The following is a 12,915-nucleotide window of genomic DNA, read 5'->3' on the forward strand; positions in this document are numbered from 1 at the left end:
AGGAGCAGCACCATGAATGAAGCATCGCGCAGCGATTCGGTGGGGGGCGGTGGCCGAGAGACGGGTGGGCGAACGCCCGTAGTCGAATTACGCGGCCTGGAAAAGAGTTTCGGGCCGGTCCACGTCTTGCACAACGTCGCCTTCGCCGCCTACCCGGGCGAGGTGACGGCACTGGTCGGTGACAACGGGGCCGGAAAGTCCACCCTCGTCAAGTGCATCGGCGGCACCCACCCGATCGATGCGGGCGAGTTCTTGTTCGAGGGCAAGCCCGTTCAGGTGCACAGCCCGCGCGACGCGGCCGCGCTCGGCATCGAGATCGTGTACCAGGATCTGGCGCTCTGCGACAACCTCGACATCGTCCAGAACATGTTTCTCGGCAGGGAGAAGAAGACCGGGATCGTGCTCGACGAGTACGCGATGGAGGAGCTGGCCGGAAAGACCTTGGCGAGCCTGTCCGTTCGGACGGTGAAGAGCGTCCGGCAGCAGGTGTCGAGCCTGTCCGGCGGGCAGCGGCAGACGGTGGCGATCGCCAAGGCCGTGCTGTGGAACAGCAAGGTGGTGATCCTGGACGAACCGACCGCCGCGCTCGGCGTCGCCCAGACCCAGCAGGTGCTCGAGCTGGTGCGCAGGCTGGCCGATCGCGGGCTCGCGGTGGTGCTGATCTCGCACAACATGAACGACGTGTTCGCGGTCTCGGATCGCATCGCGGCGCTGTACCTCGGCCGGATGGCCGCCCAGGTCCGCACCTCCGACGTGACCCACGGGCAGGTCGTCGAACTGATTACGGCAGGCCGCAGCGGCGCACTGGGCCTGGACGCGAATGGAGCGAAGGCATGAGCGTCACCTTGACTGAAAAGCCAGCTACTGCACCGGTTTCCGACTTGGTGAACACCTACGTCGGACGGGTGCGCAGTGGTGACATGGGTGCGCTGCCCTCCGTGCTGGCGCTGATCATCCTGTCCTGTGTCTTCTGGGCCGCGCGCCCGGTCTTCATGTCCGAGGCCAATTTCGCGAACCTGTTCACCCAGGGCGCGGCGATCGCGGTGATCGCGATGGGCCTGATCTTCGTGCTGCTGCTCGGCGAGATCGACCTGTCGGCCGGTTTCACCAGCGGCGTCTGCGCGGCGGTGCTCGCGGTGCTGCTCACCGACCGCGGCTGGCCCTGGTACGCGGCGGTCGTGGTGTCGCTGCTCACGGGGGTGCTGATCGGGCTGACGATCGGCACCATCGTGGTGAAGGTCGGTATTCCCTCGTTCGTGGTGACGCTCGCGGCTTTCCTTGCGCTGCAAGGCGTCGCGCTGAAGATCATGGACAACGGCCGCAACATCTCCATCCGCGACGACACCATCCTCGCCGTCGCGAACAAGAACGTCCCGCCGTTGCTCGGCTGGCTGCTGTACGCCGTGCTGGTCGCGGGGTTCGCGTTCGTGCAATACCGAAAGCTGCGGGCGCGCACCAAACTCGGCCTCACCGGTGAGACCGCCCCGGTGATCGTGGCGCGGATCGTGGCGGTCGCGGTGGTGCTCGGCATCGCGGTGCTCGTGCTCAACGGGGAACGCAGCCGCAACCCGGAACTGCACTCGCTCAAGGGCATGCCGATCGTGGTCCCGCTGATCGCGATCCTGTTGCTGGTGTGGACCTTCGTGCTCAATCGCACGTCGTTCGGCAGGCACATCTACGCGGTCGGCGGCAACGCCGAGGCGGCTCGGCGCGCGGGCATCACCGTGGATCGCGTGAAGATCACTGCCTTCGTGCTGTGTTCGACCATGGCGGCGGTCGGCGGCCTGATCGCGGCCTCCCGCGCCAACTCGGTCGACCCCAACACCGGCGGCAGCAGCGTGCTGCTGCTCGCGGTCGGCGCGGCGGTCATCGGCGGCACCAGCCTGTTCGGTGGCCGAGGTCGAATGCTGGACGCGGTCCTCGGCGCCGCCGTGGTCGCGGTGATCGACAACGGCATGGGCCTGATGGGCTACAGCGCGGGCACGAAATTCGTTGTGACAGGATTCGTGCTGCTCTTGGCGGCCGGAGTAGACGCCTTGTCGCGCAAACGCACGCTACTTCGTAGATAACCCACTCCGCGGCGAAGGACGGTGAATGAGGGCAGCCCCATCTCCCGATGAGATCCGCAAGAGCAACTTGGCTGTATTGCTCCGGCACGTTCATCGCGACGGTCCGGTCTCGCGGGCCACGCTCGCGGAGCGAATGGGGCTGAACCGCAGCACCATTCTGGCGTTGACCGCCGACCTCGCCGCGGTAGGGCTGGTGCGCGAGGAACTGCCGGGGCAGACCGGAAAGGCGGGCCGTCCGTCGCTGGTGGTTCGGCCGGAGTCGGAGCGCGTATACGTCATCGCGCTCGACGTCGGCGCCGACCGACTGGCCGCTGCGCGAGTCGGTTTGGGTGGGCTGGTCCTCGATCAGGTCGAAACCACCCGCCCGCGTGGCACTTTCGATCCGGAGGATGTGATCGCCACGCTGGCGGGCATGGCCCGCGACATGATCGGCAACGCCGCTCGCGACGCCGTGTGTGTCGGTGTGGGCGTGGCCTTTTGCGGGATGGTGCGCGAGGAGGACGGCGTCGTCCGGTACGGGCCGAACATCGGCTGGGTCGATGTCCCGTTCGGCGCGAGCCTGACTCGGGAACTGGACCTCGGGCTGCGGGTCGTCGTCGGCAACAACGCCAACCTCGGTGCACTGGCCGAGCGGGAGCGCGGCGTCGCCGCAGGACTGTCGGACCTGATCTATCTGCACGGTGACGTCGGCATCGGGGCGGGCATCATCATGGGCGGCCAATTGCTAGGCGGGGAGGGCGGCTACGCGGGCGAGGTCGGCCACATGATCGTCAACCGGAACGGAAGGCCCTGCGCGTGTGGGTCGCACGGCTGTCTCGAGGTCGAGGCGGGCGAGCTCGGCTTGATCGCCGCCGCGGGCCGCGCCGACCCGGCGGGCCGGGCCGCGGTCGAGGCCATCGTGGAGGCCGCGGCGCGCGGTGACTCGACGGCCAGGGACGCGCTGCACCAGGTGGGCGATTGGCTCGGTTACGGCGTGGCCAACCTGGTCAATATCTTCAACCCGTCGATGGTGGTCTTCGGCGGCGTGCTGCGCGAGATCTATCTCGCCTCGGCGGCCCAGGTGCGCAGCCGGGTAGCGGTCGACGCTTTGCTCGCGGTCCGCGAGCGGGTGCGGCTGCGCACCTCCGCGCTCGGCGGCGACGCGACGCTGATCGGTGCCGCGGAGCTGGCCTTCACCGAGGTACTCACCGACCCGGTGCAGACGCTGGCCAGAATCGCCGCGGCCCGCGCCTGAAACCGGGTGCGGCCTCGCGCATTCGCGCTCGCAAGCGCTCCGAGCGGGCCGACCGTCGTCGGCGGCGAACTTCCCGCTGGTCACCAAACCCGACTACTATGCGCAGACCACCGTTCGGGTGATCAAGCGCACCGTGCCCGAGTGGGCCGGCCGATCCGATGGCGGTGTTCGAGCGTGAGCAACAAAGGGGTTTTCGATGGATAGGCCGGCGTGGGCGCCCGAAGGCGTGGATATGCAGCAGGCAAGCCCGGCACGGATGTATGACGCGCTGCTGGGTGGTTCGCACAATTTCGAGATCGACCGCAAGGCCGCCGAGATGGGCAAGTCGCTCGTGCCGGACCTGCCCAGGCTGGCGCTGAGCAACCGGGCGTTCCTGCGCCGCGCGGTGCGATTCCTGGCCGATTCCGGGATCCGCCAATTCCTCGATATCGGGTCGGGAATCCCGACAGCCGGAAATGTGCACGAGGTGGTGCACGCTATCGATCCCGATATCCGGGTGCTCTACGCGGATATCGATCCGGTGGCCGTCGCCCATTCGCGCGCGATTCTGCGCGGTAACAGCCGGGCCGGTGCCATCGAGGCCGACCTGCGCAAGCCGGCCGAGCTGCTCGACAAGGCGGCCGAGACCGGCCTGATCGACTTCGACCAGCCGGTCGGCCTGCTGCTGGTCGCGGTGCTGCACCTGCTCGCGGACAGCGACGAGCCCATCGCCAAGGTGGCCGAGCTGCGCGCCGCCGTCCAGCCGGGCAGCTACGTCGCCATCTCCCATCTCACCTCTGAAATGCGGCCCGAGGACGCGGGCAAGCTTGGCGCCAATGCCTCCGATAAGAATCGAATTGGTATCCATTTCCGTAATCGCGCGGGAATCGTCGCTATGTTCGAAGGATGGGACCTGATCGAGCCCGGCGTGGTCGAGTTGCCGGTCTGGCGCCCGGAGTCCGAGCGAGATCTGCACGAGGCACCGGGCCGTTCGCTCGGTCTGGCCGGCGTCGGTCGAAAGGCCTGAAGCGCGAAGACGAACCAGCAGGGGGTCCCTGAGTGGGGTCGCATGAGCTAGCGATGCGGTGGGCCGAGGCGCTGGACGGCGCGGTGGCCCCCACTCTCACGCGGACCCAGATCGAGGCCATGCTCGCCGGATTGAGCGAGGCGCTCGAAGCGGTGGTGCTCGGCACCGCCGAACTCACCGTCGCCCGCGATGCCGCCTCCGTGCTGGTCGCGGCGAACTACCGCGACGCGGTGGCGGTCAGTCGTTCGGTGGTGGTCATCTGCCACGACCTGGTGGCCGACATCTGCCCGACCACCGTCGGGCCGAACTACGAGCGGATCCGCGACCGGGCGGTGCTCACCGCCGCCGAGTTCGCCGCGGGCTTCACCGCGGCCCTGCGGACGGCGGCGCTCGCCGAACAGGAAGCCACCCTGGTGGCGACCTTGGCGGCGGCGCAGGAGGCCGAGGCCAAACGACAGCTCTCCGAGGCCAGATTCGCAGCCGTCTTCGCGGGCGCCTCGGTCGGCATCGGCACCATCGATGTCACCGGCAAGGTGCTCGACGCCAACCTGGCGATGGCCGAAATGCTCGGTCTGCCAGTGGAACTCATGCCCGGCCGGGCGGTGGACGAGCTGCTCGGCCCGGCGAACATCGGCTACGCCTTCGCGGAGCTGCAACGGCTGCTCAGCGGGGCGTCCGACCGGTTCCGGCTGGAGACCGAGCATCTGCGCCCGGACGGCGCGATCACCACCATCGACCTTTCGATGTCGGCGGTGCGCGACAGCGCCGGGCAGGTGCGATTCCTGATCGGGGTCGCGGTCGACATCACCGAACGCAAGCAGCTGGCCGACCGGCTGTGGCACGACGCCAACCATGACAGCCTCACCGGTCTGCCCAACCGCACCTTGTTCTTCGACCGGCTGGCGAACGCGAGCCCGCCGATCGGCGTGTGCTATCTCGATCTCGACGGGTTCAAAGAGATCAACGACGTGTGGGGACACACGGTGGGGGACAAGGTGCTTCGGGTGGTCGGCGAGCGATTACGCGCGGCCGTCGGCCCGGTCGACGGACTCGTCGCCAGGCTCGGCGGCGACGAGTTCATCGTGCTGATCGAAAAGTGTACGGGTGCAGACAAATTGACCGAGATATCCGGCTGGTTGTCGCAGGCGCTCGTGGAGCCGATGGAGGTGGAGGGTCATCTGGTGACCGTCGCCGCCAGCATCGGCACCGTCTTCCTCGACGACGTGCCCACCGCCCCGGACCAGCTCATGCACGCGGCCGATACCGCGATGTACCGCAACAAGGCCGCGCAGACCATGCGCGAGTCGCGGTTCCGGCAGCGGAAGTAGTTCAGCGGTCGATCCACCGGAAGTGGTGGGTAGTGGTTGTCAGTGCTCGGTGGCACGGTGATCCGATGACCGAAAATATCTGGCCGGTGGTCGAACTCAGGCAGTACACCCTGCGCCCGGGGACGCGAGACGTGCTGATCGATTTGTTCGACCGGGAACTCGTGGAGACCCAGGAAGCCGTCGGCATGCGCATCGTGGCGCAGTTCCGTGACGAGGACGACCCCGATCGGTTCGTCTGGATGCGGGCCTTCCCCGATATGGCTGCCCGCGGCGCGGCGCTGACTGCCTTCTATATAGAGGGGGCAGCGTGGCGGACGCACGCCCCCGCGGCGCGAGCGACGATGGTCGACACCACCGATGCGCTGTTGCTGCACCCCGCCTCGGCGACTTCCGGTTTCGTAGTGTCGGGGAGTCGTCCCGGGGTGCACGCGACCGACCTGCCGGAGTCGCGGGTGCTGGCCACCGTCTACTACCTCGATACGCCGAAAGAAGAGTTCGCCGAATTCTTCGACACCAGTGTGCGACCGGTGCTTGCGGCAACCGGTGCGCCGCCGATCGCCTGCTATCTGACCGACCCGACGCCCAATACCTTTGCCCCGCTGCCTATTCGGGAAGAGAACGTCTTCGCCTGGTTTGCGCTGTTCGACAACGCCGACCGCCGCGCCGCCCATCTCGACCAGCTGGCCGCCACCGAGGTGTGGCACACGCAGGTGCAGCCGGAGCTGGCCGAGCGCCTGTCCGGCCCGCCCGAGCAGCTGCGTCTGGCACCGACGGCCCGCTCGATGCTGCGCTGACCGGTCGGCCTCGTCGACCTGCCCAGTGCGATTGTGCAATAGCGAAGGAACTGGCGGACCCACCACGGTGCGGGTTTCGGTTCTGTTAGAACCGAAATGACTGAGACAGTGCCCCGAACGCACTGTCGACCCGGAGTAGTCGTGCCGAGAGTGGTTGGTCGGATGAAGATCTCGTCGATATCGATGATCGGTGTCGTATTCCTCGGCACGCTGTGCGGAATACCGGATCGCGCGGCGGCGCAGACCGGCTCGGCGGGGCCGTCGCCCGCGGTGTTCACCGTGACGACCACCGCCGACGGTGCGGCGGCGAATCCGTTCGAGGGACGGTGCCGCACCGACGCGGGCGAGTGCACGTTGCGCGCCGCCGTGCAGGCCGCGAATGTCCGGCCCGGCAGCATCATTCGGGTGCCCGAAGGCCGGTATGTGCTGACCATCCCGCCTAATTTCTGGAATACCAACGGCCCCTTCATCGATCCGGCCACCGGCGACCTCGACGTGACCGCCGACACCACCATCGAGGGCGCGGGCCAGGACCGCACCGTCGTCGATGCCGGTCACCGCGATCGCGTCATGCTGACCACCGCGCGGGTCGCCCTCTCCGGGCTGACCATCACCGGCGGTAGTGCCGCCGAGCACGAGATTCCGCTGTTCGAGACCGGTGGCGGCGGAATCGCCAACTCCGGCAAGCTGATTCTCGATCACGTGACGGTGACCGGAAACGCCGCCGATTACGGCGGAGGCATCTTCAATATTCCCGTCGCCGACCTGAAGGTCACCGACAGCATCATCACCGCCAATGCGGCGGGCGAGGCGGGCGGTGTCCGCTGCGACAACACCTGCACGTTCACCCGCACCGAGATCACCGACAACCATGTCGTCAACCCGCGCACCAAGTGGTACCGCTTCGGCGGATTCGCGGGCCGTGGTGGCGGACTCGACATCCGGGGCGTCGGCGAGGTGCTGCTCATCGACTCTCTCGTCTTGCGCAACAGCGCCGACGAGGGTGGCGGCGGCATCAATATCGCCCCCGCCTACCTCGACAGCCTGCCGTACCAGTTCACCGATGTCGTCAATCCCGGTATGGGCAAGCTGATCCTGCGCGGCTCGACCATCGCGCAGAACACCGCGGGACTAGGCGAACAGAACTGCAAGAAGGTTTTCGCTGTCATCCTGTCCACCGGCGCCAACCTCAGCAACGACCACTCCTGTGACCTGACCGCCACCGGCGACGAGGTGCGCCCGGATGCGGGTGTGCGCTGAAACCCGCACAACGAGAAGGGAATCCGCCATGGGTTCGTTCAATGCAGGCGACTGGATGACGGTACTCGGTCAGGCCTTCGCCTGGGCGATGTCGATGCTCGTATCCGGTGCCACCGCAGGTTCCTCCTGATCAACCGGACTGGGCCGAGTCGGCCCGTGCTGCGAGAGCGCCGCGCAGCTTCGCGGTGAGGGCGTCGATGCGGCGTTGCTGTTGCGCGGTGGTCGATTCCGGGTGGTGGATCTCGATGCTCAAACGCCCGCCGAAGGTGCTGACGATGCAGGCGCTGCCGCCGGGTACCTCGGGGTCGTGTCCGCCGGTACGGTCCGCTCGTGCGGTCAAGGTGGAGCGGAAGTCGTTGATGTGCAATCCATCTGGTGCGCGGAGGTCAGGTACTCTGCCCCAATTCGTGACGAGGACCATGCCCGGCATCAGCTCCAGCTCGCCGGCCATCTCGGGGATGTGCAGCGGAGTCCGCTGCACAGTGCCCGAGGCCAGGCCCGCCCGCAGCGACTCGCAGATACCGCGAGCAAGGTCGAGCAGTCCGATGTTCGCCGTCGAAAGATGGTTGGCGAACCCGAGCACATTGGTGCCCTCGGTCAGGCCGACCGGAGGTATGAGACGGCTGCGCAGGTCGACCGGATAGGTGAGCAGGATGTCGGTCAGCGCAAGTCCGAGCACCTCGGCCTCGCCGAGCATGATTGCCGCCGACACCAACCCATTGATCGTTACTCCCTCCCGGTGCCCCAACTCGACCAACTCAGCGGTCTCTGCCGACGAGAGGTGGCAACGGGTGGTGCGCAGCGAAACGAAACCGGTGTCTTCCGAAACAGCCTCGGGCATAGCGGGTTCGGGCACGCGCGCCGCATTCGAAGTGGCTGCCGCATTCGTCGTGGCGCGGCCCGGCGATGCAGCGGATCCGGAGTGCGCGACGGGTATGGACGCTGCGGCGGAGTCGGACAGCACGGAGCCGCCTGGCGTCGGCTGCTCGGCAGCATCGGGCTCCGCGGTCTTCTCGATCCCCCGCGCGGCCAGCAATTCCTCCACGGACTGCGGATACGGCTGCACTTCGCGTTCGACGGAATGCCCATCGACTACATCGGTGTAGCAGGACCACAATTCGGCGAGCACCGCCAACGAGTGGTAGGCGTCCGCCACACTATGGTGGGTCAGCAGAGTCACGCTCGCGGTCTCACCGTCGCGGACCACGCGCAGCGCGCTGAGTGCGACGCGTTGATCGAATGCCGGAGCGACCAGCAGCCGCTCCGGATCGCTGTCGACCACCGAGATCTCGGGTGCGGCGCCCGTCCCGGCCACCAGGACGTGGTTACCGCTCTCGGTCGGTTCCAGCCCGGCCCCCAGCACCGGATAGGCCCGCACTACGGCGTCGTAAGCCGACGACAAGGCCGCCGGATCCAACCGGCCCGAGACCTGAACGGCGTACCCGACATACACTTGCGCGCCCGCGAAAATCTGCTCGCTCGGAGCCAGCGGGCGGATAGCAGTTGACGTGGTCATAGAGCTCCCCTTCACCTGAAGCGAGTGGACTCGTACCGAGGGACGATCAAAACCCGTGCTGGCAGGCCGGAGCAAATAGCGGTCCGCTCACCGGATCGAGACCCGGTTCACCGGGGGCTCAGTGCGGTATCGCGGTTGGTGCGGGACGAGTGTAGGCGGTGTCGATGTCGCCGTGCGGGAGAGCCTGAGCGCGCCGACCTCGCGGTGCGGAAAACCCCTAAGCGGCGCCGACTTCGCTGGCCGCGTCCAGATGCGCGGCCAGCAGCCGCACCCGCCGCTTCTGCTGCGCAGTCGTCTCCACCGGATGGTGGATCTCGATGCTCAGCTGGTCATCGAATGTGCTGATGATGATGGTGCCGCTGGGCTGCTGTAGTCGATGCCCGGCCTTGTCCGGCTTCGCGATCATGACCGTACGAAAATCGTCGATCCGCAACCCGGCGGGCAACTGCGGCCGGTCGATACGCCCCCAGTTGGTGGCCAGCACGATGCCGGGCGCGCGCGGCGGTGGGCTGGACGCGATATCGGGGATGTGCAGCGGTGTCTGCTGCACGACGCCGGTCGCCAGCCCGCTGCGTAGGCCGTCGCTGATGGCACGGCCCAGTTCGACCAGGGTGGTCCCGGCGCCGACGCTGGGGACGAAGTCGGCGAAGCCGAGAACGTTCGTTCCTTCGGTGTAGCCGATCGCGGGGGTGACCCGGTTGCGCAGGTCGACGGAGTAGGTGTAGCTGAGCTCGGTCAGCGGCAACTCGCGCAGTTCGGCCTCGGTGAGCAGGATTGCGGCCGAGGCCAGTCCGTTGATCGTCGTCCCCTCGCGGTGTGCGAGATCGGCGAGCGCGGTGGTCTCCTGTCTGGTCAGGCGGCAGCGTGCCGTCAGCGGCAGTAGATAGGAATCGTCGCTCGCGTCGGGCGCAACGGCGCGGGGTGCTTCGGCGACCACCAACGATCGAGCCGACACCGGCAGTCCGGACATCTTCTCGACGCATCGGGCGAGCAGCAGGTCTTCCACCGCATCCGGAAACCGGTGCGGTTCCAGCATGGGCGCGCGCCCATGGCTGGCCTCGGTGTAGCAGGCCCATAACTCGGCGAGCACGGCCAGCGAGTGGCAGGCGTCCGCGATGCTGTGGTGGGTCACCAGGGTGACCCCGGTGCTGTCGCCGTCCCGGACCACGCACAGCGCGGCCAGCGCCGTGCGCTGGTCCAGCCGCGCGCCGCTGAGCAACAGTTCGGGATCTCCGTCGACGACGGTGAATTCCGGTGTGGTGCGGGGTGATTCGACGATCACGTGCCCGCGTCCGTTGGCCACGAGGTGGGCGCCGAACGCCGGGTAGGCGCGCACCACCGCCTCGTAGGCGGCCGAAAGTGCGGCCAAATTCAACCGACCGGACAGTCGCATCGAGTAGCCGACGAGGACCTCACTACCGGCGAAGATCTCTTCGCTCGGTGCCAACGGCCGAATGACGGTAGCCGTGGTCATGTCGAAATACCCTCCACATGAGACTGCCCATCGAGGCTAGCTCGAATGCCGGACACTGCACGGTCTTTCGAGTCCATCACCTCTATGTGGTGTATCGCGCATACCGAACGAGCTGTTTCCCGTCGTTGCCACAACGAGACCATGCTCGGCGATCAGCCACTGCCCGCAGAGGCAGCGCAGGTAGCGGACGTCTCCGTGTGCGGACACCAGCGTCGGTGTGGGCCAGGAACAGGAGGGGCAGGTCAGGTCCATGCACCCAGCCTGATGTAATGACTCAGTGCACTTCAACCCTTACGGCGGTGCGGCGGCCGAACTCGCCGCCCGACTGGTGAATGCGGGCCGTGACGAGGATCTGCGGGAACTGCTCGCCGCCGCGGACTACAAACCACTCAGTTCTGTCACGGCCGCGCAGACCGCCGAGCTGCGCCGGTGGATCACGGAACTCGCCGCGGTCTTCGACGATCCCACCGTGGCGCGGCTCAACGCATTGCTCGCTAAAACGACCAGTCAGCCTTATATCTCGACGCACGACAGCCGACCGCCGCACCTGCACTTCGCGCAGGAGACCGCCCCCGTCGACGAACGCGTCAAGGCCTACACCGCTGTCGGCCTCGCCGCGCTGTTCTGCACCGACCCGAGTCGCATCGGCCGCTGTGCCCGCGACGGATGCGCCGAGGTCTTCGTCGACACCTCACGCAACGGCCGTCGCCGCTTCTGCTCGACGCGCTGCTCGAACCGGGTGCACGTGGCCGAGCATCGCTCGCGGCAATCGACCTGAGCGCTCAGTACGCCTTCTTCGCCGCGACGACGCGCCCGGATTCGATGGCACCGCGCAACGCTCGGTGGTCGTGCTGGGTCTGGTCGGCATAGGCGACCGCGAACTCGATCATGGCGCGGTCGAAGGTATCGCTGGACCCGAGGTATGCGGCGATGGCGACGCGGTCACCGGAGCGAGCATGCGCGCGGGCGAGGGTGCGCCCGCACAGTGCCGCGTAGTCGCGCAGATAGGAGCGTGACATCTCCTCGATGTCGGCCGAGCCCTTCATGTCGCGCAGTTGGCGCCAGTAGTAGTGCCGCCCGTCCGCGCCGGTCGCCCAGCCGAGAAAGATGTCGCTGGCGGCTTGGATGAGCCGCTGCCCGTGCACGACCCGGTGCCCTTGATTGCGAAACCTGCTCGCCGCGGTGTGCGGCGCGAGTACCGACTGTTCGGCCTCCTTCACCTGCAGGAACAGCGGGCTCTTGGTCACCCGCCCGGCCAGCAGGGCGACGAAGCAGCGGGTGCCGACACTGCCGACACCGACCACTTTGACCGCCAGGTCCAGCATTTCGTGCCGATCGAGCAGCACCCGGCGCTCCTCGGCCACGCTGCGGCGGTAGTCGCCGAACACCCGCTGGATCACTTCGGCGTCCATCTGCCCGATCGGGATCAGCAGCGGTGGACGGTGCCGGATTCGGGGGACCCCGTCGGCGTCCGGCTCGGTCAGCTTCGCCAGCGCCTGCAGATTGGTGCGGGTCCGCGCCTCGGCGAGTGCTTGCTCGACACCCTTGCGGCGCTTGGGTTTCCGTGCCAGCGCCGTCAATTGGTCGGCGTCGATCTTTTCGTACCAGACGGCCAATTCGTCGAGGTCGGCCAGCCGGATCATCGCCTCCCGATAGGCGCGGGCCGTGGCGCCGACCGCGGTTTCGGCGTCGGTATCGGCGAACCCGTTGGCCCGTGCGGCTACCGCGACACTGGCCGCCAGCCGTTTGACGTCCCACTCGAAGGGGCCGGGCAAGGTCTCGTCGAAGTCGTTGAGGTCGAAGACCAGTGCACGTTCCGGTGAGGCGAACAGGCCGAAATTGGACAGGTGCGCGTCGCCGCACAGTTGGACGGTCAACCCGGTATTGGGGGAGGCGGCCAGGTCGGCGGCCATGATCGCGGGCGCACCACGCAGGAACGGGAACTGCCCGGCCGCCATCCGGGCGTACCGGATGGGGACCAGCTCGGGCACCCTGGTCGCGGCCTGGCGTTCGAGCACGCTGATCGGGTCCGCCCGATCGGCGGGCGGTTCCCAGACTCCCAGCGACCGTCGGCCGACCCGCTTGCGCGCCCGCCGCCCCAGTTCGGCCGCGCCTGGTTCCACAATCGCCAAGGTTTCCGCCATCGTGCCAGTTTGTCATTCAATGGCAACTAGCGAGCAAATCTGACACGGGTTTTCTAGCAAATCTAGAGCGAGTTATGCAGAGTGGCCTCC

The 12,915-nt window shown here is 67.5% G+C and carries 11 protein-coding genes; 8 read left to right on the forward strand and 3 right to left on the reverse strand.

Features of this window, described 5'->3' with window-relative positions; genetic code table 11:
- Window positions 1-12 precede the first annotated feature (12 nt).
- The 7 genes from DMB37_RS27640 to DMB37_RS27670 all read left to right on the forward strand — a co-directional run bounded on the left by DMB37_RS27640 (window position 13) and on the right by DMB37_RS27670 (window position 7,691).
- The gene (locus DMB37_RS27640) at window positions 13-837 is read left to right on the forward strand and encodes an ATP-binding cassette domain-containing protein (RefSeq protein ID WP_135235160.1); all 825 of its coding nucleotides are present in this window, start codon (window positions 13-15) and stop codon (window positions 835-837) included.
- Window positions 834-2,069 (forward strand): sugar ABC transporter permease, encoded by a 1,236-nt coding sequence (locus DMB37_RS27645; protein WP_135235161.1) that lies wholly within the window; start codon window positions 834-836, stop codon window positions 2,067-2,069. The genes DMB37_RS27640 and DMB37_RS27645 overlap by 4 nt, the downstream gene beginning before the upstream one ends.
- Window positions 2,070-2,094: 25 nt before the next feature.
- Entirely contained in the window at window positions 2,095-3,303 is a 1,209-nt protein-coding gene (locus DMB37_RS27650) for an ROK family transcriptional regulator (RefSeq protein WP_135235162.1), read from the forward strand.
- A 196-nt stretch (window positions 3,304-3,499) separates the two neighbouring features.
- Window positions 3,500-4,309, forward strand: a complete 810-nt coding sequence (locus DMB37_RS27655; protein WP_135235163.1) for an SAM-dependent methyltransferase — start codon at window positions 3,500-3,502, stop codon at window positions 4,307-4,309.
- 53 nt (window positions 4,310-4,362) lie between these two features.
- Entirely contained in the window at window positions 4,363-5,637 is a 1,275-nt protein-coding gene (locus DMB37_RS27660; protein ID WP_135235164.1) for a diguanylate cyclase domain-containing protein, read from the forward strand.
- A 65-nt stretch (window positions 5,638-5,702) separates the two neighbouring features.
- The gene (locus DMB37_RS27665) at window positions 5,703-6,431 is read left to right on the forward strand and encodes an NIPSNAP family protein (RefSeq protein WP_135235165.1); all 729 of its coding nucleotides are present in this window, start codon (window positions 5,703-5,705) and stop codon (window positions 6,429-6,431) included.
- Between the two features lie 162 nt (window positions 6,432-6,593).
- Entirely contained in the window at window positions 6,594-7,691 is a 1,098-nt protein-coding gene (locus DMB37_RS27670; RefSeq protein ID WP_167768952.1) for a CSLREA domain-containing protein, read from the forward strand.
- 130 nt (window positions 7,692-7,821) lie between these two features.
- On the opposite strand, the gene DMB37_RS27675 is transcribed toward DMB37_RS27670, so the two are convergent.
- Both DMB37_RS27675 and DMB37_RS27680 read right to left on the reverse strand, forming a co-directional pair.
- On the reverse strand, window positions 7,822-9,207 hold the full coding sequence (locus tag DMB37_RS27675; RefSeq protein WP_135235167.1) for an acyltransferase: 1,386 nt from the start codon (window positions 9,205-9,207) through the stop codon (window positions 7,822-7,824).
- 217 nt (window positions 9,208-9,424) lie between these two features.
- Entirely contained in the window at window positions 9,425-10,681 is a 1,257-nt protein-coding gene (locus DMB37_RS27680; protein ID WP_135235168.1) for an acyltransferase, read from the reverse strand.
- A 277-nt stretch (window positions 10,682-10,958) separates the two neighbouring features.
- Here DMB37_RS27680 and DMB37_RS27690 point away from each other — a divergent pair, with 277 nt between their 5' ends.
- Window positions 10,959-11,459 (forward strand): CGNR zinc finger domain-containing protein, encoded by a 501-nt coding sequence (locus tag DMB37_RS27690; protein ID WP_135235170.1) that lies wholly within the window; start codon window positions 10,959-10,961, stop codon window positions 11,457-11,459.
- A 4-nt stretch (window positions 11,460-11,463) separates the two neighbouring features.
- Here the strand turns inward: DMB37_RS27690 and DMB37_RS27695 are convergent, their stop codons facing one another.
- Window positions 11,464-12,825, reverse strand: a complete 1,362-nt coding sequence (locus DMB37_RS27695) for a DUF2252 domain-containing protein (protein ID WP_135235171.1) — start codon at window positions 12,823-12,825, stop codon at window positions 11,464-11,466.
- Between the last annotated feature and the right edge of the window lie 90 nt (window positions 12,826-12,915).

It is taken from the genome of Nocardia sp. CS682, assembly GCF_004634405.1.
In the GTDB taxonomy this organism is placed as follows: Bacteria; Actinomycetota; Actinomycetes; order Mycobacteriales; family Mycobacteriaceae; genus Nocardia; species Nocardia ninae.

Coding starts and splice junctions, on each gene's coding strand:
- DMB37_RS27675 (WP_135235167.1), bottom strand. CDS start 9,207: ATGACCACGTCAACTGCTATCCGCCCGCTGGCTCCGAGCGAGCAGATT.
- DMB37_RS27680 (WP_135235168.1), bottom strand. CDS start 10,681: ATGACCACGGCTACCGTCATTCGGCCGTTGGCACCGAGCGAAGAGATC.
- DMB37_RS27695 (WP_135235171.1), bottom strand. CDS start 12,825: ATGGCGGAAACCTTGGCGATTGTGGAACCAGGCGCGGCCGAACTGGGG.
- DMB37_RS27645 (WP_135235161.1), top strand. CDS start 834: ATGAGCGTCACCTTGACTGAAAAGCCAGCTACTGCACCGGTTTCCGAC.
- DMB37_RS27640 (WP_135235160.1), top strand. CDS start 13: ATGAATGAAGCATCGCGCAGCGATTCGGTGGGGGGCGGTGGCCGAGAG.
- DMB37_RS27655 (WP_135235163.1), top strand. CDS start 3,500: ATGGATAGGCCGGCGTGGGCGCCCGAAGGCGTGGATATGCAGCAGGCA.
- DMB37_RS27665 (WP_135235165.1), top strand. CDS start 5,703: ATGACCGAAAATATCTGGCCGGTGGTCGAACTCAGGCAGTACACCCTG.
- DMB37_RS27650 (WP_135235162.1), top strand. CDS start 2,095: ATGAGGGCAGCCCCATCTCCCGATGAGATCCGCAAGAGCAACTTGGCT.
- DMB37_RS27670 (WP_167768952.1), top strand. CDS start 6,594: ATGAAGATCTCGTCGATATCGATGATCGGTGTCGTATTCCTCGGCACG.
- DMB37_RS27660 (WP_135235164.1), top strand. CDS start 4,363: ATGCGGTGGGCCGAGGCGCTGGACGGCGCGGTGGCCCCCACTCTCACG.